18 protein-coding genes are annotated in these 19,529 nt (G+C 65.6%); 10 read left to right on the plus strand and 8 right to left on the minus strand.

Annotated elements, in window-relative coordinates; all coding sequences use genetic code 11:
• Positions 1 to 4 precede the first annotated feature (4 nt).
• The 3 genes from MMG94_RS10345 to MMG94_RS10355 all read right to left on the minus strand — a co-directional run bounded on the left by MMG94_RS10345 (position 5) and on the right by MMG94_RS10355 (position 1,667).
• On the minus strand, positions 5 to 256 hold the full coding sequence (locus MMG94_RS10345; protein ID WP_016917682.1) for a hypothetical protein: 252 nt from the start codon (positions 254 to 256) through the stop codon (positions 5 to 7).
• Positions 253 to 861, minus strand: a complete 609-nt coding sequence (gene pth / locus MMG94_RS10350; RefSeq protein ID WP_016917681.1) for an aminoacyl-tRNA hydrolase — start codon at positions 859 to 861, stop codon at positions 253 to 255. The genes MMG94_RS10345 and pth overlap by 4 nt, the downstream gene beginning before the upstream one ends.
• Before the next feature lie 182 nt (positions 862 to 1,043).
• Positions 1,044 to 1,667 (minus strand): 50S ribosomal protein L25/general stress protein Ctc, encoded by a 624-nt coding sequence (locus MMG94_RS10355; protein WP_016917680.1) that lies wholly within the window; start codon positions 1,665 to 1,667, stop codon positions 1,044 to 1,046.
• 298 nt (positions 1,668 to 1,965) lie between these two features.
• Here MMG94_RS10355 and MMG94_RS10360 point away from each other — a divergent pair, with 298 nt between their 5' ends.
• Entirely contained in the window at positions 1,966 to 3,183 is a 1,218-nt protein-coding gene (locus MMG94_RS10360) for a beta-ketoacyl-[acyl-carrier-protein] synthase family protein (RefSeq protein WP_026015927.1), read from the plus strand.
• 2 nt (positions 3,184 to 3,185) lie between these two features.
• Here the strand turns inward: MMG94_RS10360 and MMG94_RS10365 are convergent, their stop codons facing one another.
• Positions 3,186 to 3,683: a DUF2380 domain-containing protein gene (locus tag MMG94_RS10365; protein ID WP_016917677.1), complete on the minus strand. Its 498-nt coding sequence runs from the start codon at positions 3,681 to 3,683 to the stop codon at positions 3,186 to 3,188.
• Positions 3,684 to 3,894: 211 nt separating this feature from the next.
• Here MMG94_RS10365 and MMG94_RS10370 point away from each other — a divergent pair, with 211 nt between their 5' ends.
• Together MMG94_RS10370 and murA are read left to right on the plus strand one after the other, a co-directional pair.
• Entirely contained in the window at positions 3,895 to 4,047 is a 153-nt protein-coding gene (locus MMG94_RS10370; RefSeq protein WP_016917676.1) for a hypothetical protein, read from the plus strand.
• Between the two features lie 223 nt (positions 4,048 to 4,270).
• A complete protein-coding gene (murA, locus tag MMG94_RS10375; RefSeq protein WP_016917674.1) occupies positions 4,271 to 5,566 on the plus strand; it encodes a UDP-N-acetylglucosamine 1-carboxyvinyltransferase in 1,296 nt (431 codons plus the stop codon).
• 316 nt (positions 5,567 to 5,882) lie between these two features.
• Here the strand turns inward: murA and MMG94_RS10380 are convergent, their stop codons facing one another.
• Positions 5,883 to 7,100, minus strand: a complete 1,218-nt coding sequence (locus tag MMG94_RS10380; RefSeq protein ID WP_016917673.1) for an LL-diaminopimelate aminotransferase — start codon at positions 7,098 to 7,100, stop codon at positions 5,883 to 5,885.
• Between the two features lie 152 nt (positions 7,101 to 7,252).
• Positions 7,253 to 7,567, minus strand: a complete 315-nt coding sequence (locus MMG94_RS10385; protein ID WP_026015925.1) for a hypothetical protein — start codon at positions 7,565 to 7,567, stop codon at positions 7,253 to 7,255.
• A 194-nt stretch (positions 7,568 to 7,761) separates the two neighbouring features.
• Between MMG94_RS10385 and MMG94_RS10390 the strand changes: the two genes are divergently transcribed.
• A complete protein-coding gene (locus tag MMG94_RS10390) occupies positions 7,762 to 10,080 on the plus strand; it encodes an ATP-dependent helicase (RefSeq protein ID WP_016917671.1) in 2,319 nt (772 codons plus the stop codon).
• Between the two features lie 303 nt (positions 10,081 to 10,383).
• Here MMG94_RS10390 and MMG94_RS10395 read toward each other — a convergent pair whose 3' ends face one another.
• A complete protein-coding gene (locus tag MMG94_RS10395) occupies positions 10,384 to 10,590 on the minus strand; it encodes a type II toxin-antitoxin system HicB family antitoxin (protein ID WP_026015923.1) in 207 nt (68 codons plus the stop codon).
• A gap of 372 nt (positions 10,591 to 10,962) precedes the next feature.
• Between MMG94_RS10395 and MMG94_RS10400 the strand changes: the two genes are divergently transcribed.
• The 3 genes from MMG94_RS10400 to MMG94_RS10410 all read left to right on the plus strand — a co-directional run bounded on the left by MMG94_RS10400 (position 10,963) and on the right by MMG94_RS10410 (position 15,344).
• Entirely contained in the window at positions 10,963 to 12,564 is a 1,602-nt protein-coding gene (locus tag MMG94_RS10400; protein WP_016917669.1) for a L,D-transpeptidase scaffold domain-containing protein, read from the plus strand.
• A 2-nt stretch (positions 12,565 to 12,566) separates the two neighbouring features.
• Positions 12,567 to 13,199 (plus strand): hypothetical protein, encoded by a 633-nt coding sequence (locus tag MMG94_RS10405; RefSeq protein ID WP_016917668.1) that lies wholly within the window; start codon positions 12,567 to 12,569, stop codon positions 13,197 to 13,199.
• A gap of 324 nt (positions 13,200 to 13,523) precedes the next feature.
• Entirely contained in the window at positions 13,524 to 15,344 is a 1,821-nt protein-coding gene (locus MMG94_RS10410; protein WP_016917667.1) for a DEAD/DEAH box helicase, read from the plus strand.
• 40 nt (positions 15,345 to 15,384) lie between these two features.
• Here the strand turns inward: MMG94_RS10410 and MMG94_RS10415 are convergent, their stop codons facing one another.
• Entirely contained in the window at positions 15,385 to 16,044 is a 660-nt protein-coding gene (locus MMG94_RS10415; protein WP_016917666.1) for a class I SAM-dependent methyltransferase, read from the minus strand.
• A gap of 97 nt (positions 16,045 to 16,141) precedes the next feature.
• Between MMG94_RS10415 and MMG94_RS10420 the strand changes: the two genes are divergently transcribed.
• The 3 genes from MMG94_RS10420 (at position 16,142) to MMG94_RS10430 (ending at position 19,523) form a co-directional block, all read left to right on the plus strand.
• Positions 16,142 to 17,956, plus strand: coding sequence for an ABC-F family ATP-binding cassette domain-containing protein (locus MMG94_RS10420; RefSeq protein WP_026015922.1), 1,815 nt, complete (start codon positions 16,142 to 16,144; stop codon positions 17,954 to 17,956).
• Between the two features lie 92 nt (positions 17,957 to 18,048).
• A complete protein-coding gene (locus MMG94_RS10425) occupies positions 18,049 to 18,411 on the plus strand; it encodes an endonuclease domain-containing protein (protein ID WP_016917664.1) in 363 nt (120 codons plus the stop codon).
• 770 nt (positions 18,412 to 19,181) lie between these two features.
• Entirely contained in the window at positions 19,182 to 19,523 is a 342-nt protein-coding gene (locus MMG94_RS10430) for a hypothetical protein (RefSeq protein WP_016922071.1), read from the plus strand.
• The last annotated feature ends 6 nt before the right edge of the window (positions 19,524 to 19,529 follow it).

Here is a 19,529-nt window from a genome sequence, read left to right on the forward strand (position 1 = left end):
AGCGCTAGCGATTTTTCGTCAGGCAGGCGGGCTCCGCCGGCAGGCAGGCGATCCCGGCCATGGAGCAATCGGGCCCCTCCGCGCCGCGCGCGCAGACGATGCAGCCGTCGGTCCATTGGGGGCAGTCGGGGTGGTCGTCGCCGAAGGCGGGAACCGGCTTTTGCCGGGCGGGGGACGCAGCGGGGCTCTCGCCCGGCCCCGCAGCCTCCGCCCGGGCGGCGGCGAGGAGCATCAGCAGCGCGGCGAGACGGATCATTCCTTCTCGCCGACCCGCTTCACCGCGCCGAAGCCCTTCGCCTCCATGGCGAGATGCAGTCTGTTCTGCAGGCCGTTGTCGTCGCCCTTTACGAGCAAAGCGGCGTTGTCGGCGAGGGCGTCGCAAAGCGCCTCGACCCAGCCTTCCTCGCTCTTGGCGAAATCGTTGAGCACATAGCCATGCACGAGCGACTTGTCGCCAGGATGGCCGATGCCCATCCGCACGCGCTTATAGTCGTTGCCGACATGGGCGGTGATGGAGCGCAACCCGTTATGGCCCGCGACGCCGCCGCCGACCTTGACGCGGCATTTTGCCGGCGCGAGGTCGAGCTCGTCGTGAAAGACGACGATGTCGCCGACGGGAATCTTATGGAAGCGCGCGGCCTCGCCGACCGAGCGGCCGCTTTCGTTCATATAGGTCTGCGGCTCGAGCAGCAGCACTTTCTCGCCGCCGATATTGCCCTCGCTGACGAGGCCCTGATAGCGCGAGCGCGCGGTCGCGAAGCCGTGGCGGCGCGCAATGGCCTCGATGGCCATGAAGCCGATATTGTGCCGGTTCTTTGCGTATTGGCGGCCAGGATTGCCGAGGCCGACGAAGAGCAGCATGGGGGAATCCTGGCTCTCGGGATTTCCTTCTCCCGCTCGCGGGGGAAGGTGTCGCGCCGGAGGCGTGACGGATGAGGGCCCTCACCCGACCCCTGCTGACGCAGGGGCCACCCTCTCCCGCATAGGGCGTCTTAGAGACGCCCGTCCTTTGACGGGCTTTGCGGGAGAGGGAGTTCTCGAAATTACTTCTTGCCCTTGGCCGGAGCGGCCGCGGCGGCCGGGGCCGCTTCTTCGCCGCCGCCGGCCGGCGGGTTGAGGCTCGCCACGGTGAAGTTCTTGTCCGGATTGGTGGGCTTGCAGCCCTCCGGCAGCGGGATCTGCGAGATGTGCAGCGAGTCGTTGAAGTCCATGCCGGCGAGGTCGGCGGTGACCGCCTCCGGAATGTTGTCGGCCGGCACTTTCATCTCGACCGTGTGATACACGATGTTGAGCGCGCCGCCCTTCTTGATGCCCGGAGCCTGATCCTGATTGATGAAGTGCACAGGCACGTTCACCTTGAGGAAGGAGCCCGGCTTCAGGCGCAGGAAGTCCACATGGATCGGGAAGTCGCGCACGACGTCGAGCTGGTAGTCGCGCGGAATAGCGCGCTCCTTCTTGCCGTCAATGTCGAGCTCGAAGATCGTCGTGAGGAAGTGGCCCGCGAAGATCAGCTGGGTCGTGACCTTCTTGTCGAGCGAGATCGGCGTCGGCGCTTCGCCGCCGCCATACAGCACTGCTGGAATGCGACCCTCACGGCGAACGCTGCGGGCGGCCCCCTTGCCGGTCCCGCTGCGCACCGTGGCCGCGAGAGATTTCATCTCGGCCATTGTCGGTGTCCTTCTAGAAAAAGAAAAAGCGCCGCTCGCCTCCAGGGGTGTCGGAAACGCAGGCGCTGGGCGGGAGCTTATAGGGGAGAGCGGCCGGAGAGGCAAGACGCGGCCGGCAGTCCATCGGCCGCCGGCGGACGAAGACGATCGCGACCCGGCGCCGCATTTCACAGCCCGCGCCCCGCTCTTTATAGTCGCGCCGGCCGCGAGGCTTGCGCTCGGCCGCCTCTTGCGTCAGGCAGACGGGCCGGGACGCGAATCGCGCCCGTTCAGGTTAAGCTAAGGAGAACAGCCCGTTATGACGACAGAGAATAGCCGCCGCAGGGTCGTCATTACGGGCATGGGCGCGATTTCCGCAGCGGGCGTCGGGGCGGCGCCGCTCTGGGCGGCCGCGCGCGACGGCGTCTCCTGCATCCGGCCGCTGCAACTCGCGCGGCCCTATCCCGGCCGCATCAAGATCGCCGCCCAAATCCCGAATTTCGATCCGGCGGCTTATATCAAGGCGGAAATCCTCCCTTATTGCGACGAGTTCACGCAATATTCGATCGTCGCCGCGGACGAGGCGGTGAGGCAGGCGGGCTTTTCGGGCAAGGAGATCGGCGGGCCGCGCACCGCCGTCATCATCGGCACCGGCATTGGCGGCGCCCATACGATCGACGACAATTGCCATCGCGAATATGCGGAGGGCGGCCGCCCGGACACGCTCTCCGTTCCCCGCCTCATCCCCAGCGCCGCGCCGACGACGCTCGGCATGCGCTACGGCGCGAAGGGACCGACCTTCGCGCTCGCCTCGGCCTGCTCCTCGGCGACGCAGGCGATCGGCGAAGCCTTCGAAATGCTGCGCGCCGGTCGCGCGGACCGCGCCCTCGCCGGCGGGGCGGAGGCTTGCGTCATCAACGCCTCCATGCGCGGCTGGGAAGGGCTGCGCGTGCTCACGCCCGATCTCTGCCGGCCCTTCTCGGCGAAGCGCAACGGCATGACGATCGGCGAGGGCGGCGCCGTCTTCATCCTCGAGACCCTCGAAGCCGCGCTGACGCGCGGGGCGACGCCGCTCTGCGAGCTTGCGGGCTACGGAACGACGAGCGACGCTTTCGACCCGCTGCGCGCCGATGTGGACGGCCCCGCCCGCTGCATGCGCATGGCGCTGGAAAGCGCCGGTCTCGAGCCAGGCGACGTCGATTATCTTAACGCCCATGGCACGGCGACCTACGCCAACGACATCACCGAATCGGAAGCGATGCGCGCCGTCTTCGGCGACAGGCCGCCGCCGGTTTCCTCGACCAAGCCGATCCACGGCCACGCGCTCGGCGCCTCGGGCGGGCTGGAGCTCGCCGTCACGATCAGCGCGCTGCGCGCGGGAATCGCCCCGCCGACGATCAATTTCCTCGAGCCGGACCCGAAATGCCAGGTCGATCCGATCCCCAACGAAGCGCGCAAGATGCCGATCCGCGTGGCGCTGTCGAATTCCTTCGCTTTCGGCGGGATCAACGGCACGCTGGCGGTGAAGGCGCTCTGACGTCACTTCCCCTCGATCGGCGCCTCCGCCAGGCGCCTGGCGAGATAGACCTCCGCGCGCCGCCACGCTTCGTCGTCGTCGCCGCGAAAGGTCAGCCAGTGATTGTCCACGAGGCGGTCCTTCTCGACGTCGACAAGCTGCGCCGTCGCCCATTGCACGAGGGTGCTCATCTTGTGCACGCCGCCGTAAAGAACCAGACGCGCCCCGGCCTTCTTCGCCGCGTCGAACAAGTCGCGCGGCGTGATTTTACCGACGGCGCAAGCCTCCGCACCGCAATCGAGCGCGACGACGCGGAATTTGTCGTCGCGGCCGAGATCGCGCCGGAGCGCCGACATGAAGTCGCGCAGGCGGCGCGCATGGTCGGCGGTCTGGTCCCGCGGTTCGCCGGATGTGTCGACATAGTCGAAATCGACGATGGCGATGGACAGGGGCTCTGGCGCCGCGTGGGCGGATGTCGCGAGAAAAGAGCCGGCGATGACGATATATAGGAAAAGCTTCATTGGTTTCCTCCGATTAAGGCCCCCTCCCCGTCTTTCCCCGCTTCGCGCGAGCCGTCCCCTCTCCCGCGAAGCAGGGCTCGGGAAGGACTTTCCAGGAAATGATGGCCCCTTTGCTCTCCAAAAACTTGCCATTTCGCGCCACGGCGCGAGACTCGGCGAAAGGAGAAAGAGGGCGGCCGCCGAGGCGCCGCTCGCCGACCCGCGCCGCTGCGTGACGCGGATCGCGCTGAAGCTCGGCTATTCGACCCCCGCGATTTTCTCGCGCGTTTTTTCGGAGATGACCGGCCTCAGCCCCCGCGCCCGTCGCCGGGAGGCCGCCGGCATGTGCGCCGCCGCGCTTGTCTCCCCTCCCGCAAAGGCCTAGGAAGGCCGCGACTTCCCATCATGGTTGACGAGTCGATGACGGAAGAGGGCAAGGAGCCGGGCGCTGCCCCAAAAGGGGCGGATTCGGGCGAAAAAGCTGGCAAGTCCGGGCCTAAGAAAAACGCCGCCGCGCTTTCCGCGGCGCTCCGGGCGAATTTGGCGCGCCGCAAGGCCCGTGAGCGGGCGCTGCGGACACATGCGCGAAAGAGCGACGGCGAGGGATAATGGACAGGATCAAAATCACCGGCGGTTCGACCCTCAATGGCGTCATCCCGATTTCGGGGGCCAAGAACGCAGCTCTGCCGCTGATGATCGCCTCGCTCCTGACCAAGGAGACGCTGACGCTCGAAAACATGCCGCTGCTCGCCGACGTCACGCAGCTCGAACGCATCCTCGGCAATCACGGCGTCGACTTCACCATTTCCGGCAAGCGCAAGGGCGACACGGAGAACGCCGGCCGCACCGTGCATTTCACCGCGAAGGAAATCGTCGATACGACGGCGCCCTATGAACTCGTCTCGCGCATGCGCGCCAGCTTCTGGGTCTTCGCGCCGCTCCTCGCCCGCATGGGCGAATGCCGCGTCTCGCTGCCGGGCGGCTGCGCCATCGGCACGCGTCCCGTCGATCTCCTGCTGATGGCGCTGGAGAAGCTCGGCGCCAGGATCGAGATCGAGAACGGCTATGTCGTCGGCACGGCCAGGGACGGCCTCATCGGCGGCGAGATCGACTTCGACAAGGTGACTGTCGGCGGCACCCATACGGCGCTGATGGCGGCGACGCTGGCGCGCGGAACCTCCGTCATCCGCAATGCGGCGCGCGAGCCCGAGATCGTCGATCTCGCCGATTGCCTGACAAAAATGGGCGCGAAGATTTCCGGCGCCGGCTCGTCGACCATCGAGGTCGAGGGCGTGACGTCGCTCTCCGGCGCGCGCCATTCCGTGATGCCGGACCGCATCGAGGCCGGCACCTACGCCATGGCGGTGGCGATGACGGGCGGCGACGTGCTGCTCGCCGGCGCCCGCGCCGACAGCCTGCAGGCGGCGCTCGACGTGCTGAAGCAGTCCGGCGCGACCGTGACCGAGACAAATGAAGGCCTGCGCGTCTACCGCAACGGCGCCGGCATCGCGCCGGTCGACGTCGAGACCGCGCCTTTTCCCGCCTTCCCCACCGATCTTCAGGCGCAGTTCATGGCGCTGATGACGCGCGCCGGAGGAACCTCGCGCATTCGCGAGACGATCTTCGAGAACCGCTTCATGCATGTGCAGGAGCTTGCGCGGCTCGGCGCCCATATCAAGCTCGAGGGCGACACGGCGATCGTGACCGGCTCCGACCATCTCGAAGGCGCGCCGGTGATGGCGACCGACCTTCGCGCCTCGGTGTCGCTCGTCATCGCGGCGCTCGCCGCGCGCGGCGAGACGACGATCAACCGCGTCTACCACCTCGATCGCGGCTTCGAGCGTCTGGAGAAGAAGCTTTCCGGCTGCGGCGCGCAGATCGAGCGGATCAGCGGACACGGGTGAGGCGTCTCCGCCGTGAGCTCGTTCCAAATCAGTGATAACGCCCTTGTGCTTCGAGACGCCCTGCGGGCTCCTCAGCATGAGGGCTTCTTCGTTGCCGGGTGAACAATAAGGCTCCATCCTTCGAGACGCGAGTGGGCTCTCGCATCGGCATGAAGCCCTAATGATGAAGCCCTAATATTGTCGCAGGAGAAGAAGCCCCTCATGCTGAGGAGCCTTCTCAAGTCGGGCTTGCCGACTTGAGCATTTATTAAAGGACGATCTCGGGCAAGCCCGAGATCGCAGCAGGCGTCTCGAAGCGCGAGGGGCGTAGCCCTTTTCACCCCCGCGCCGCCAACGGCACGACATTGTGCAATTGCTGATCCGCCGAGTCGAAGAAGCGGCGCAGATTGCGGGCGGCCTGACGGATGCGCTGCTCGTTCTCCACCAAAGCGAGGCGCACGAAGCCTTCGCCATGCTCGCCGAAGCCCTCGCCCGGCGCGACGGCGACATCCGCCTTCTCGATCAGAAGCTTCGCAAATTCCAGCGTCGACATGGTGCGGAAGCGCTCGGGCGCGGGCGCCCAGGCGAACATGGAGGCGGACGGCGCCGGGATGTTCCAGCCGGCCTGCGCGAAGCTTTCGACCATCACGTCGCGGCGCTTCCTGTAGACGGCGCGCATCTCCCTCACGCAATCGTCCGGGCCGTTGAGCGCGGCGGTCGCGGCCACCTGGATCGGCGTGAAGGCGCCGTAGTCGAGATAGGATTTGACGCGGCCGAGCGCGGCGCAGAGGCGCTCATTGCCCACCGCGAAGCCCATGCGCCAGCCGGCCATGGAGAAGGTCTTCGACATGGAGGTGAACTCGACTGTCACGTCGATCGCGCCGGGCACCTGCAGCACGGAGGGCGGCGGATCCTCGTCGAAATAGACTTCGGCGTAAGCGAGGTCGGAGAGGATGAAGATGTCGTGCTTCTTCGCGAAGGCGACGAGGTCCTTATAGAAATCGAGCGACGCGACCTCGGCCGTCGGATTGGACGGATAGCAGACGACGACGGCGATCGGCTTCGGGATCGAATGGATCATGGCGCGCTCGAGGGCGCGGAAATAATCAGGCGTCGGGGCGGAGGGCACGGAGCGCACGACGCCGCCGGCCATCAGAAAGCCGAAGGCGTGGATGGGGTAGGAGGGATTGGGCGCCAGCACCACGTCGCCCGGCGCGGTGATCGCCTGCGCCATATTGGCGAAGCCTTCCTTGGAGCCGAGCGTCGCGACGATCTGCGTCTCGGGATCGAGCGTCACGCCGAAGCGGCGCGCGTAATAGCCCGCCTGCGCGCGGCGCAGCCCGGCGATGCCCTTGCTGGCGGAATAGCGGTCGGTGCGCGGGCGCCCCGCGGTCTCGACGAGCTTCTCGACCACATGTTTGGGGGCGGGCAGATCGGGATTGCCCATGCCCATGTCGATAATGTCGGCGCCCCCTGCGCGGGCTTTGGCCTTCAGGCGGTTCACCTGCTCGAAGACGTAAGGGGGCAGGCGCTTGATGCGATAGAAATCCGACATTGCTCGACCGGGTGCGATTCAGGAAGGCGGGGATTCTAGCCGCTCGGGTCGGCTTCGCCAAATGGGCGGGAAATGATTTCTTACTGGCGAAGGGCGAGGCCGCCTCCGGCAAGAACCGGCGATCGGCGCCTCCGCCGGCATTCGCCTCCGGATCAGTCGGGAATTTTCACCCGCGCCGCCCGCCGCTTGTTCTCCGCCGCCGCTCTGTCCAGCGCCGCGCCGGCGGCTTGCAGATCGGAAGCGTTTTTCTTCGCCTGGACCGGCTCGGGAGCAGGCGCGAGAGGGACATAATCGAGCTGCCGGGGGCGTGTCTCCCGCACGAAATCCGCGGGCGCGGGAACAGGCTTGCGCAGCCCCAGCGCATCGAACAGCCCGCCGATCGCCTGCCCGCCCGTCGAGGGCCCCTCCTGCGCCATGGCGGGGGCGGCGAAGGCGGCGGCGATCAGAGCGAGGCGGAGCGATTTCATGCGCCTATCGAAGCCGCAAAATTTGGCGGGAGCAAGAAAAGGCGCGCCGGCGAGAAGTTCGGACGCGGGGCGCAAGCTGATCCCCTTTGCGTAAGGGGATTAACTCCCCCGCATTTCCGGCCTCGCACGCGTCAAATTCGTGATTCTCCTTCCGTTCTCCTATATGCTCTTGCTGAATCATCAGGAGCAACCGCTTGTCCACATTCGACGATTACGCGCCACAGGAGGGCGGACTCGCCGCTCGCGCCGCCGCCGCGGCGCAAAGGCCGCGCTATCTCGACGGGCTGAACCCGGAGCAGCGCGCGGCCGTCGAGACGCTGGACGGGCCGGTGCTGGTGCTCGCCGGCGCCGGCACGGGCAAGACGCGCGCGCTGACGACGCGCATCGCCCATATCCTCGCGCTCGGCAAGGCGCGCGCCTATGAGATTCTGGCCGTCACCTTCACCAACAAGGCCGCGCGCGAAATGCGCGAGCGCATCGAGATGCTGGTCGGAGAGGGCGCGCAGGCCATGCAGTGGCTCGGCACCTTCCACGCGATCAGCGCGAAGATCCTGCGCCGCCACGCCGAGCTTGTCGGCCTCAAGCCCAATTTCACCATTCTCGACACGGACGACCAGATCCGCCTCTTGAAGCAGGTGCTTCAGGCGGAAAATGTCGACGACAAGCGCTGGCCCGCCCGCGCGCTGGCGCAGCGCATCGACGGCTGGAAAAATCGCGGACTTCTTCCGAACCAGGTTCCGGCGGGCGAAGCGGAGAGCTTCGCGAACGGCAAAGGCGGCGCGCTCTATGCGCTCTATCAGGAGCGCCTCAAAATCCTCAACGCCGTCGATTTCGGCGACCTGCTCTTGGAGACGCTGCGGCTCTTTCGCGAGAATCCCGACGTGCTCGCGGACTACAATAACCGCTTCAAATATATTCTCGTCGACGAATATCAGGACACCAACATTGCGCAATATCTCTGGCTGCGCCTGATCTCGCAGGGTCGCCGGAACGTCTGCTGCGTCGGCGACGACGACCAGAGCGTCTATGGCTGGCGCGGTGCGGAGGTCGAGAATATTTTGCGCTTCGAGCAGGATTTTCCCGGCGCGAAGATCGTGCGGCTCGAGCGCAATTACCGCTCGACGGGACATATCCTCGCCGCCGCCTCGCATCTCATCGCGCACAACGAAGGGCGCCTCGGCAAAACGCTGTTCACCGACGGCGAGGATGGCGAGAAGCCGACGCTCACCGGCGTCTGGGACAGCCAGGAGGAAGCGCGCGTCATCGGCGAGGACATAGAGCAATTGCAGCGCAAGGGCCATTCGCTCGAAGAGATCGCCATTCTCGTGCGCGCCTCCTTCCAGATGCGCGAATTCGAGGAGCGCTTCGTCGAGATCGGCCTGCCCTATCGCATCATTGGCGGCCCGCGCTTCTATGAGCGCGCCGAAATTCGCGACGCGCTCGCTTATCTGCGCTGCGTCGCGCAGCCTTCGGACGATCTCGCTTTCGAGCGCATCGTCAATACGCCGAAACGCGGCCTCGGCGACGCGACGGTGCAATTGCTGCACGAATATGCGCGTCGCGAGCGCATTCCGCTGATGCAGGCGGCGCGTTTTCTCGTCGAGACGGAGGAGATGAAGCCCAAGCCGCGCGGCGCGCTGAAAGGGCTGATCGCCGATTTCGACCGCTGGCGCAGTCTGATCGATTCAAAGCCGCAGCATGAGCTCGCCGAAATGGTGCTCGATGAATCCGGCTATACGCAGATGTGGCGCGACGACAAGACGCCCGAGGCCGCCGGCCGTCTCGAAAACCTCAAGGAACTCGTCCGCGCGATGGAGGAGTTCCCCGATCTTTCCGCCTTCCTCGAACATGTCTCTCTGGTGATGGAGGCGGATGAGTCGAAGGAGCAGGAGCGCGTCTCGATCATGACGCTGCATGGCGCGAAGGGGCTCGAATTCGAGACCGTGTATCTGCCCGGCTGGGAGGAAGGGCTCTTCCCGCATCAGCGTTCGCTCGACGAGCAGGGCCGCGCGGGCTTGGAGGAGGAACGCCGCCTCGCTTATGTCGGCCTCACCCGCGCGAAACAGCGCGCGCGCATTTTCTTCGCCAGCAACCGCCGCATTCGCGGTCTCTGGCAACCGACCGTTCCCTCGCGCTTCGTCGACAATCTGCCGGCCGCGCATGTGGATGTGGTGGAGGCGCCGAGCGCCTCGCAATATGGCGGCTACGCCGTCTCGCGTTTCGCCAATCTCGATACGTATAATTCAAATTATTCCTCACCCGGCTGGAAACGCGCGCAGGCCGCGAAAGCCGAACCCGCATCGCGCCCCTCGCGTTTGAAACAGCCGCTGACAATCGAAGGCGAAGTCATCGCGCGCTCCTCCACCGGCTCGCGCTACGGCGCCGGGACGCGCGTGTTCCACACGAAATTCGGCCCCGGCACGGTGGCGGCGGTCGACGGCAACAAATGCACGGTGGATTTCGACAAGGCCGGGCGGAAGATGGTGCTGGAGAGCTTTTTGGCGGCGGGGTGATTCGAATTCGTCAAGATTGTCAGCTTGCGTATCCCCATAATCCCCGGATTTTATGCCCGCAATGTGTATAAGGCGGCCAAAGAAAGAGGCGGCCGTCATTGCGAGGCGGCGCAGCCGCCGAAGCAATCCAGAATCATGGTGGCGCCCCTGGATTGCTTCGCTTCGCTCGCAATGACGTCGAGAGCGTCATAGCGACGCAATCAGGCGGAAACTGTATGACTCACTTCAGCCGCCTCGCATCGCTGCGTCCAAGGCGCCTCGACTACGATCACGAAAGCCGCATCTGCGAAACTGTCCGCCCACTCAGGATCGGCCCGAACAATCTCGAAATCCCGCGGCTCCAGAATCGGCAGCCCTTCCTCCCGCGTCCCAAAGCTCCAGCGCCTCGCTCGCCATGGCAAACAAATCGTCGATCTCGTCCGCCGCCGAAAAACATCCCGGCGCGTCGGGGAAGGTCATGCCATAGGCGCTGTTCTCGTCCTTATGAACGATGGCGATATAGCGCTTCATCGGGCGACCTCTGCGACATTCGCCCATCATAACGCCGGACGCCAAAACCCGCTATGGAGGACAGAGCCGGCTCTTCCCCGCGTCATGCCCGCGCTCGTCGCGGGCATGACGCGGGGAATGATTTGGCTGGCCATGATGGGCTGATCGAGTCTACCCCAACCCCTACCATTCGACATGTTGCCGCCGCGCCACAGTCTCGCCTTTTGCGACAAAGCCGTCCCCGGCAGCGATGTGCGCTAATTAACAGCCCGCCTCCCGCGCGCTAGATATTGTGCCAAAGCTTGCTGCTTCGGCCGGCGACGGGGCGGCAATATCCTTAACGGTTTTGGTTTACGAATCCGCGCCGTGTTCCGGTTTCGTGCGAGGGCAGCCATGCAGGCTCGCGTTTCTTTTGCCCGTATCTCCATCTCCGCCGCCGCGCTTGGCGCGGCGCTTGCGCTTACGCCGGCCAAGGCCGAGCCGAGCCGCGCCGATCTTTTCGCGCCGCCCGCCGCCGTCGCGCTGACGGGCCTCGCCAAGGCGCCGACCGCGCAGCCGATGAACGATCTCGGCGTCGAAGCCGAGGCGCCGCCGCTCGTCGCCGTCACGGCCGCCGGGCTGCGCGTCGAACGCGCCGCGCCGGACGACCTCGACCTCGCCTGGAATCTGCTGCCCGACACGCAGCGCGCGCTGGCGCTGGCGCTCGAAGACTGGACCTCCGCGCCCGACATCGCCCGCAACGCCTCCCGCCGCGCCATGCGCGCCAAGCTCGCGGCCGCCTATGCGGCGCGCCAGTTCGAGCCCTTCTGGACCGACGCCAATGGCTGGCGCGAAGGCGCGGCCTCGGCCGTCTCCCGCCTGAACGCGGCGAATGAGGACGGGCTCGATCTGCGCGGCTACGCCATCCCTTCCGCTGAGAACGGCGCGCCGTCGGTCGCGGACGAATTCGCTCTCACCGAAGCCGTCGCGACCTACGCCCATCAGGCGCGCGGCGGACGGCTCGAGCCCCAGCGCCTCTCTCACCTCATCGGCGCCAAGACCTGGCTGCCCGATCCCGCTCAGGCCGTCGCGCAGGTAGCCGCCGCCGGCTATCGCGCAAGCGAGACGCTTCAGGACTTCAATCCGCCCCATTACGGCTATCAGCAACTCCGCGATAAGCTCGCCGAACTGCGCGGCCGCCGCGCCGGCCTGCCGGAGGCCAATGAACGCTTCGCCGCCGCCGAGGAAGGCGTGGCGCAGACCGACGCCATGCCGGCGGCGAAGTCGAAGCGCCGCCGCATGGAGACGCTGGGCGGCCCTTCAACCTCCGCGCTGGAGGCGGAAATCCTCGCCAATATGGAGCGCTGGCGCTGGCTGCCGCGCGACATGGGCGACGAGCGCATCGAGGTGAACATTCCCGATTTCGAGCTCGCCGTCATCCGCAACAACATGGTCGCGCATCGCACGCGCGTGATCGTCGGCAAGGTGGAGACGCCGACGCCGATCTTCTCCAACGCCATGCGGGAGATCATCGTCAACCCGTCCTGGTACGTGCCGCAATCCATCATCCAGAAGGAGTGGCATGGCGGCGTCGGCGCGGGCTATCAGGTCTCTTATCGCAACGGGCAGATGGTGGTGCGCCAGCCGCCGGGCGAGAAGAACGCGCTCGGCCGCATCAAATTCGTCTTCCCGAACGATTACGCCGTCTATATGCACGACACGCCGTCGCGCGGCCTCTTCGCGCAGTCGCATCGCGCCTTCAGCCATGGCTGCATGCGCGTCGACCAGCCTTTCGCATTGGCCTCCGCCGTTCTCGGCCCGGGCAGCGGCTGGTCGGAAGAACGCGTGAAAAAGATGATCGGCCCGAGCGAGCGCTACATCAGTCTCTCAAAGCCCCTGCCCGTGCATATCGTCTATTTCACCGCCTATGTGGACGATATGGGACGGCTGGCGCAGCGGCGGGATCTTTACGGCTATTCCGCGCGCGTGCGGAAGGCGCTGGGGCTCGGGGGCTGACGATGAAATTGCTTCGCGCCGCGCCCGAGGCGCCGAAAGGCAACGCGGAAGACGGCCGAAAGCTTTTTTCTGAGATCAATCAGCTCCAAAACCAGCAATTCACGATTTGCACCGCCTCGATCACGCTTGTCGGCGCCTATCTCGCGCTGGTGATGCCGAAGCCGCCTTACGACACGATTTGCGGCGACGCGAAATATCTCGCCATGGTGTCCTGCTCGTCGGCCGGGGCGATCGTCGTATTGATGTTGCTCTTCCTGTGGCACAACGCCATCGCGCATATCGTCGCCGTCATTTCTTCCTATCTCGAAGTCTGCCAATTGTCCGACTGGGAACGCGACATCCACTCATTCAGGCGGAACAACAGCTTTCCGAGCAGAACGCGGATTTCGACGTATCTTTTTCTCGCGCTCGGCGGACTTCTCTTCCTGTTCGCCGTCGGCGTCACCCTTGAATTTCGCAGTTGCGGCGCCGCATCGGCAAAACATGCGGATTGGCCGGAAGCATTCCAATGGCTAACGCTGTTCTTTTTCGGTTATATCGCGCTAGTCTTGGCGTTCATCCGGCCGGGCGGGTGGGTGACAAAGCGAACAGATCTTATCAATCGATGGATTGAGTTGAAGCGCGGCCAGTCTTGAGGCTCCGCGCGAGATCGCGAGAACGACGTCAATTCGCGTCAAATCCGGGTCGGGCGTCGTGACGTTCCGAAGTGAACAAGCGCGACTCCCTGTTTTCGTCGGCCTTCGCGCCGCGATCGTTCTCGGTTTGCGAACCCCCGCCTTGGGGCGGAATTCTTCCCGCGCGACGGGACCTCGACTCCGACAGCGCCCTATCTCAAGCCGAAGGATGAGATCGTTCAGAGCGGGCGGCTCGCAGGATATTCAGCAATCCATTCAAAGATGGCGCGCAGGGGCAAAGTGCTTTAAGGTTTCGCGTTTCTTTCCAGACAGGCAAACGCAGAAGTGACCTTTTTCAACGCCGGCGCCCCGCTGGCCCGCGCGCTCTCCGAGCGCGACTATACGACGCCGACAGCCGTGCAGTCGGCCGTCCTTGCCCACCAATCCGACAGCGACATTCTCGTTTCGGCGCAGACCGGCTCCGGCAAGACCGTGGCCTATGGCCTCGCCATCGCGCCGACGATTCTGGGAGACCGGGAGAAACTGGGCGCGCCCGGCGCCCCCGGCGCGCTGATCATCGCGCCGACGCGCGAACTCGCCTTGCAGGTCGAGCGCGAACTGCAATGGCTCTATCATTACGCGGAAGCGCGCATCGTCGCCTGCGTCGGCGGCATGGATGCGCGCCTCGAGCGGCGCAAACTGTCGGAGGGCGCGCATATCGTCGTCGGCACGCCGGGGCGCCTGCGGGACCATATTGAGCGCGGCGGGCTCGTCCCGCAAAAACTCAAGGCCGTCGTGCTCGACGAGGCCGACGAGATGCTCGATCTCGGTTTTCGCGAAGACCTCGAATTCATTCTCGACGCGACGCCGCCCGAGCGCCGCACTTTGCTCTTTTCGGCCACCATGCCGAAAGGCATCGCGGCGCTCGCCAGGCGCTATCAGCGCGATGCGCGGCGCATCGACGTCGCCGGCGGCGAGCGCGGCCACGCCGATATCGACTATCGCGCCATTCGCGTGGCGCCGAACGAAATCGAGCACGCGACCGTCAATCTGCTTCGCTATTTCGACGCGCAGACGGCGATCGTCTTCTGCAATACGCGCGAATCCGTGCGCCACCTCCACGCCACGCTGGTCGAGCGCGGCTTCGCAGCCGTCCTGCTCTCGGGCGAACTCAGCCAGCATGAGCGCAATCATTCGATGCAGGCCCTGCGCGACGGGCGCGCCGGCGTCTGCGTCGCGACCGACGTCGCCGCGCGCGGCATCGATCTGCCCAATCTCGGTCTCGTGATCCATGCCGATCTCCCGCATGACGCCGAGGCGCTGCAGCATCGCAGCGGCCGCACCGGACGCGCCGGACGCAAGGGCGTCAGCGCCCTGCTCGTGCCGGCCATGCGGGCGCGCCGCACCGAGCGCCTGCTCGCCGAAGCCGGCGTCGAGGCGCTATGGAGCGGCCCGCCGCTCGCGGAAGAAATCCGGAAGCTCGATCAGCAGCGCATGCTGCAAGACCCGCTGCTGCTGGAGCCGCCGTCGGAAGACGACCTCGCCCTCGGCAGGATCGTGCTCGCCGAACGTCAGCCGGAGGAGATCGCCGCCGCGCTGGTGCGGCTCTACCGGTCGCGCCTGCCGGCGATCGAGGATGTCGCCGATCCCGGCGAGACGCGGGAATTTCGTCCGCGCAGGGAAAGCGCGCGGTCCGAACGCGCGGTCCGCGAGCCCGGAAAGGCGCCGCGCGCCATGAGCCTTTCGGGCGCGGCGGTATGGTTTCGCCTCGATATCGGCCGCTCGAAAAACGCCGATCCGAAATGGCTTCTGCCCATGCTGTGCCGCAAGGCCAATATCACGCGCGACGATATCGGGACGATCCGCATTTTCGATCAGGACACGCGCGTGCAGATCGCCGAAAGCGCCGCCGATGATTTCGCCGCGAATATGCGCCGTCCCGGCGGCGACAATATAAGGGTCGAACGGCTGGCGGGCGAAGGCGCCTTCGGGACGAAAGGGCCGCGCGCCAGGGACCGCAACGATCGCCCGCCAAGACAGGAGGCGGGACCTTCGAAATCGTTCCCGCCGCGCGAGCGCCGGGCCAAAGATCAAGGCCCGCGTCAGGGTAAAGGAGCGGGCAAAGGAAAAGGATCGGGAAAAGGCAAGCGCGCCCGGCCGGCTTGACGCCGCGCCGGGGAGCGGCGAGAGCCGCGCCCTCGCGGAATCACAAACGGCCCGAAAACAGCGCGCCGCAGCCGACGACCTCGATCGAGACGTCGTGAAAGCGCGCCGTCAGCTCGCGCGTCAGCGTTTCGAGATCGTCCGTCTCATTCGAGAAGACGCCTTTCGCATTGTAGAAGGCCATGAGCCTTCGCGCCGCCCAGCCGCGCGCGACGCCGCCCGGCAACAGGGTCGAGCCGAAGACGACCGCTCCGGGTTTCATCAAAGGGCGCAGATAATCGAAGGCGCGCGCCGTCGACGTCATGTCGCCCGGCAGGCAGTGCAGCAGATAATTGACGCCGACGGAGTCGAAAGGCGCGCCGTCGACGCCGATCTCCGCCAGCACGTTTCGCCGATAGGTTTCCGGGGCGTAGCGCGCGATCCGCCGTGCGGCGTGGTCGAGCGCATTGGGGTTCATATCCATCAGCGCGACGCGCGGCCGTTCCGCCGGAAAGCGGCAGCGGTCGAGAAAATAGCCCGTTCCGACGCCGACATCGAGATGATTGCCGCTCACATGCCGGTCGTAATGCGCGAGGAGGCGCGGCGTCGGGCAGCGCCAGATGAAGCGGTTGGAGAGCCCGAGCACCAGGAGATCGTAGACCGCCAGTAGTTTTTGCGTATAGACGGCCTGCCCGGCCTCGATTTCCTCGCGCGTCGGCGACATGCGGACTCCCGGAGCAAAGAGGGCGCGCGAGAGGTGACAACCTTGCGCAGCCGTGGAACAAGCGCTGCGACTAGACACACACTTCGGTTCACGCGCAATGGCTCCCCCTCCCCTACTCGCCCTGCAGGGCGTCATGCTCACGCTCGGCGGCAAGCCGCTTCTGGAGGGGGCGGATCTCTCCGTTGCGCCCGGCGCGCGCATCGCGCTTGTCGGCCGCAACGGCTCCGGCAAGTCGACCTTGTTGAAGATCGCGGCGGGCGAACTGGAATCGGATGCGGGCGAGCGCTTCTTTCAGCCGGGCGCGAGCCTGCGCTATCTACCGCAGGAGCCGGACTTCGCGGGCTTCGCGACCGCCGCCGCCTATGTCGAAGCCGGTCTCGGCCCGCTCGACGATCCCTATATCGCCCGCACGCTGCTCGTCGAACTCGGCCTCGCCGGCGACGAAGATCCGTCCAAGCTCTCAGGGGGCGAGGCGCGCCGCGCGGCGCTGGCGCGCGTTCTGGCGCCGGAGCCGGATATTCTTCTGCTCGACGAGCCGACGAACCATCTCGATCTTCCCACGATCCTCTGGCTCGAAGAGAAGCTCGCGAGCCTGCGCTCGGCGATGGTCGTCATCAGCCACGACCGGCGCTTCCTGCAGGACCTCACGCGCGAGACGGTGTGGATCGATCGCGGCCGCGCCAGGCATCTCTCGCGCGGCTTCACGGAATTCGAGGCCTGGCGCGACCGCGAACTCGAAGAGGAAGAGAAGCAGGCGCACAAGCTCGAACGCAAGATCGCCAATGAGGAGCATTGGCTGCGCCACGGCGTCTCGGGCCGCCGCAAGCGCAATATGAAGCGCCTCGCCGGCCTCCATTCGCTGCGCGCGGAGCGCAGGAACCGCGTGATGCCGACGGGCGAGGTGAGACTGGAGGCGAGCGAAGCGACGCTCTCCGGCAAGCTCGTGATCGAAGCGGTCAAGATCGGCAAGAGCTATGGCGCACGCGTCATCGTCGAGAATTTCACGACGCGCGTGCTGCGCGGCGACAGGCTCGGCATTGTCGGCGCGAATGGCGCGGGCAAGACGACGCTGATCAAGCTTCTGACCGGAGAGCTGCCGCCGGACAGCGGCAGAGTGAAGCTCGGCGCAGGGCTGGACATGGCGACGCTGGATCAGAGCCGCGCGAGCCTCAGACCTGAGACGACGCTTCAGGACGCCTTGACCGGCGGGGGTTCCGACACGGTCGAGATCAATGGCGAGCGGCGCCATGTCGTCGGCTATATGAAGGATTTTCTCTTCAAGCCCGAACAGGCGCGAACGCCCATCGGCAAGCTTTCGGGCGGCGAGCGCGGCCGCCTGATGCTTGCGCGCGCACTGGCGAAGCCGTCGAACCTTCTCGTGCTCGACGAGCCCACGAACGACCTCGATCTCGAAACGCTCGATCTGCTCGAGGAAATGCTCGCCGATTATCCCGGCACGCTGATCGTCGTCAGCCATGACCGCGACTTTCTCGACCGCATCGCGACGAGCGTGCTGATGAGCGAGGGCGAGGGCCGCTGGGTGGAATATGCCGGCGGCTATAGCGACATGGTCGCGCAACGCGGCCGCGGCGTCGATGCGCGCGGCGCCGTGGCGTCACAGGCGCCGAAAGAAAAGGCCGCGAAGGAAAAACCCGCCGAGCGCGCGCCCGCAAAAGCGAAGCTGACCTTTAAGGAGCAGCACGCCTTGGCGACGCTGCCCGCGAAAATGGACGAGCTGAAAACGAAGCGCGCGAAATTGCAGGCGCTGCTGGACGATCCCGAGCTTTACGCCAAGGACGCAGGGAAATTCGCGAAAGCGAGCGAGATGTTCGCAGCCGTTGAATGCGAGTTGGCGGCGGCGGAGGAGGAATGGCTGGAACTGGAGATCAAGCGGGAGGAGATTGAGGGGTGAGGCGCTCCCTTCTCCCGCTTGCGGGAGAAGGTGGCCCTTGCGTGAGCAAGGGTCGGATGAGGGTCGCCTCAGCCATAACAAATCGAGGCTCAATGCCCGCGCGCGTGTCAAAAGAGAAAACCGACTTCGCACGTAAGCTCCGCCGCAACATGACGGAGGCGGAGGCGATCCTGTGGCGCTCTCTACGCCGCTCGGCGTTGGGCATGAAGTTCCGCCGACAAGTTCCGATCGGCAGATTTGTCGCCGACTTTCTTTGCGTCGAACACCGGCTGATCGTGGAACTCGACGGCCGCCCCCATGACGATGAAGAGCAGAAGGCCCATGATGCAGCGCGCGACGCCTGGCTTGCCGAACACGGCTATCGTGTGTTGCGGTTCAGGAACGATCTTGTGATCGGCGGCGGCGACATTGTGCTGGATCGCATACGGGAAGCGGTCCGAGTCTCGGGCGGCTGACAGAGCCCTCATCCGACCTCGCTCCGCGAGGCCACCTTCTCCCACAAGTGGGAGAAGGGGTGCGCGAAAACGCGCCCGCAAAAATCTTATCCCCATCCCCATAAACCTGCCTCATCCTGCGCCCGCCTCGTCACCTTAGGGGGCGTCGTCGTAGCCCGGCGGCGCGGCGGGGTCGGTCAAGCGTCCGTCGGGCTCTTGTGGCGGATGTGGGCGGGTCGTCGGTCGGGCTTTCCCGTGCAGAGCGGGGCAAGCAATCTGTGGCGGCAACGTCGCGGGGCGCGAATAAAGCTGGGCCTTAACGTTCCTTCGGGTCTTGCAGCGGGAACTTCTGAAAAGGAAGCCGCGCCCGGGGGAAGGCGGCATCGGAAAACTGCAGGACACAAATCGCCTGCGGCGCTCAAGCGCGCGCTCGTCTGGGATCATAATCTCAGACGGGAAAGAAGCGGTCCTGTCAGGGGCCGTGTCCGGGAGCGAAGTCACTCCGTCGGGAAAAGGTGCGCGAGCATAAAGACCGTATCCGGGACGCTTTGGCTCCGGTGCGCATGAAACACATACACATCTCGGCCGAACCGGGCCGGGGCGTCCCGGATTTCCCTTTAAACTCGCATCGAAAGAGCGCGGGAAGGAAAAGGCGCGGGCGGATCGCAAGAGAAGCTGGAGCTCAAGAATGAATCTGCAAAAATAGAGAGATAAACACCTCCGACTCTCTCGCTATAATGCATCTCGGCCGCAACACATGCGTGGCCTAAGAAAACGGGCGGAGAGTGCATATGACGCGTTATAAATTGTTGAGCATGACCTTTGCTGGCCTTCTGGCGCTGGGCGTGTCGCAAGCGGTCGCGGACGCCGACGTCGACGGCATGGACCACAGCCATCTCAACCATGGCGTTATGGGACGCGCATCGCATGAAGAGATGCATTCGCAACAGGCGAACGCCGCGGTCAAACAGGCGAGCGATCCCAATGTCGAGGGGATGGATCACAGCAAGTTGAATCACGGCGTTCTCGGGTCGCCATCGCATCAGGAGGCGAAAGGCGCGCCGCCGGCGCAAGCAGCGCCCGCCGGCCAAAGCGGGTCGCCGACGACCATCTGGAAATCGCCCACGCGATAACGCGCT

The organism is Methylocystis parvus OBBP (assembly GCF_027571405.1).
Classification (GTDB): Bacteria; Pseudomonadota; Alphaproteobacteria; order Rhizobiales; family Beijerinckiaceae; genus Methylocystis; species Methylocystis parva.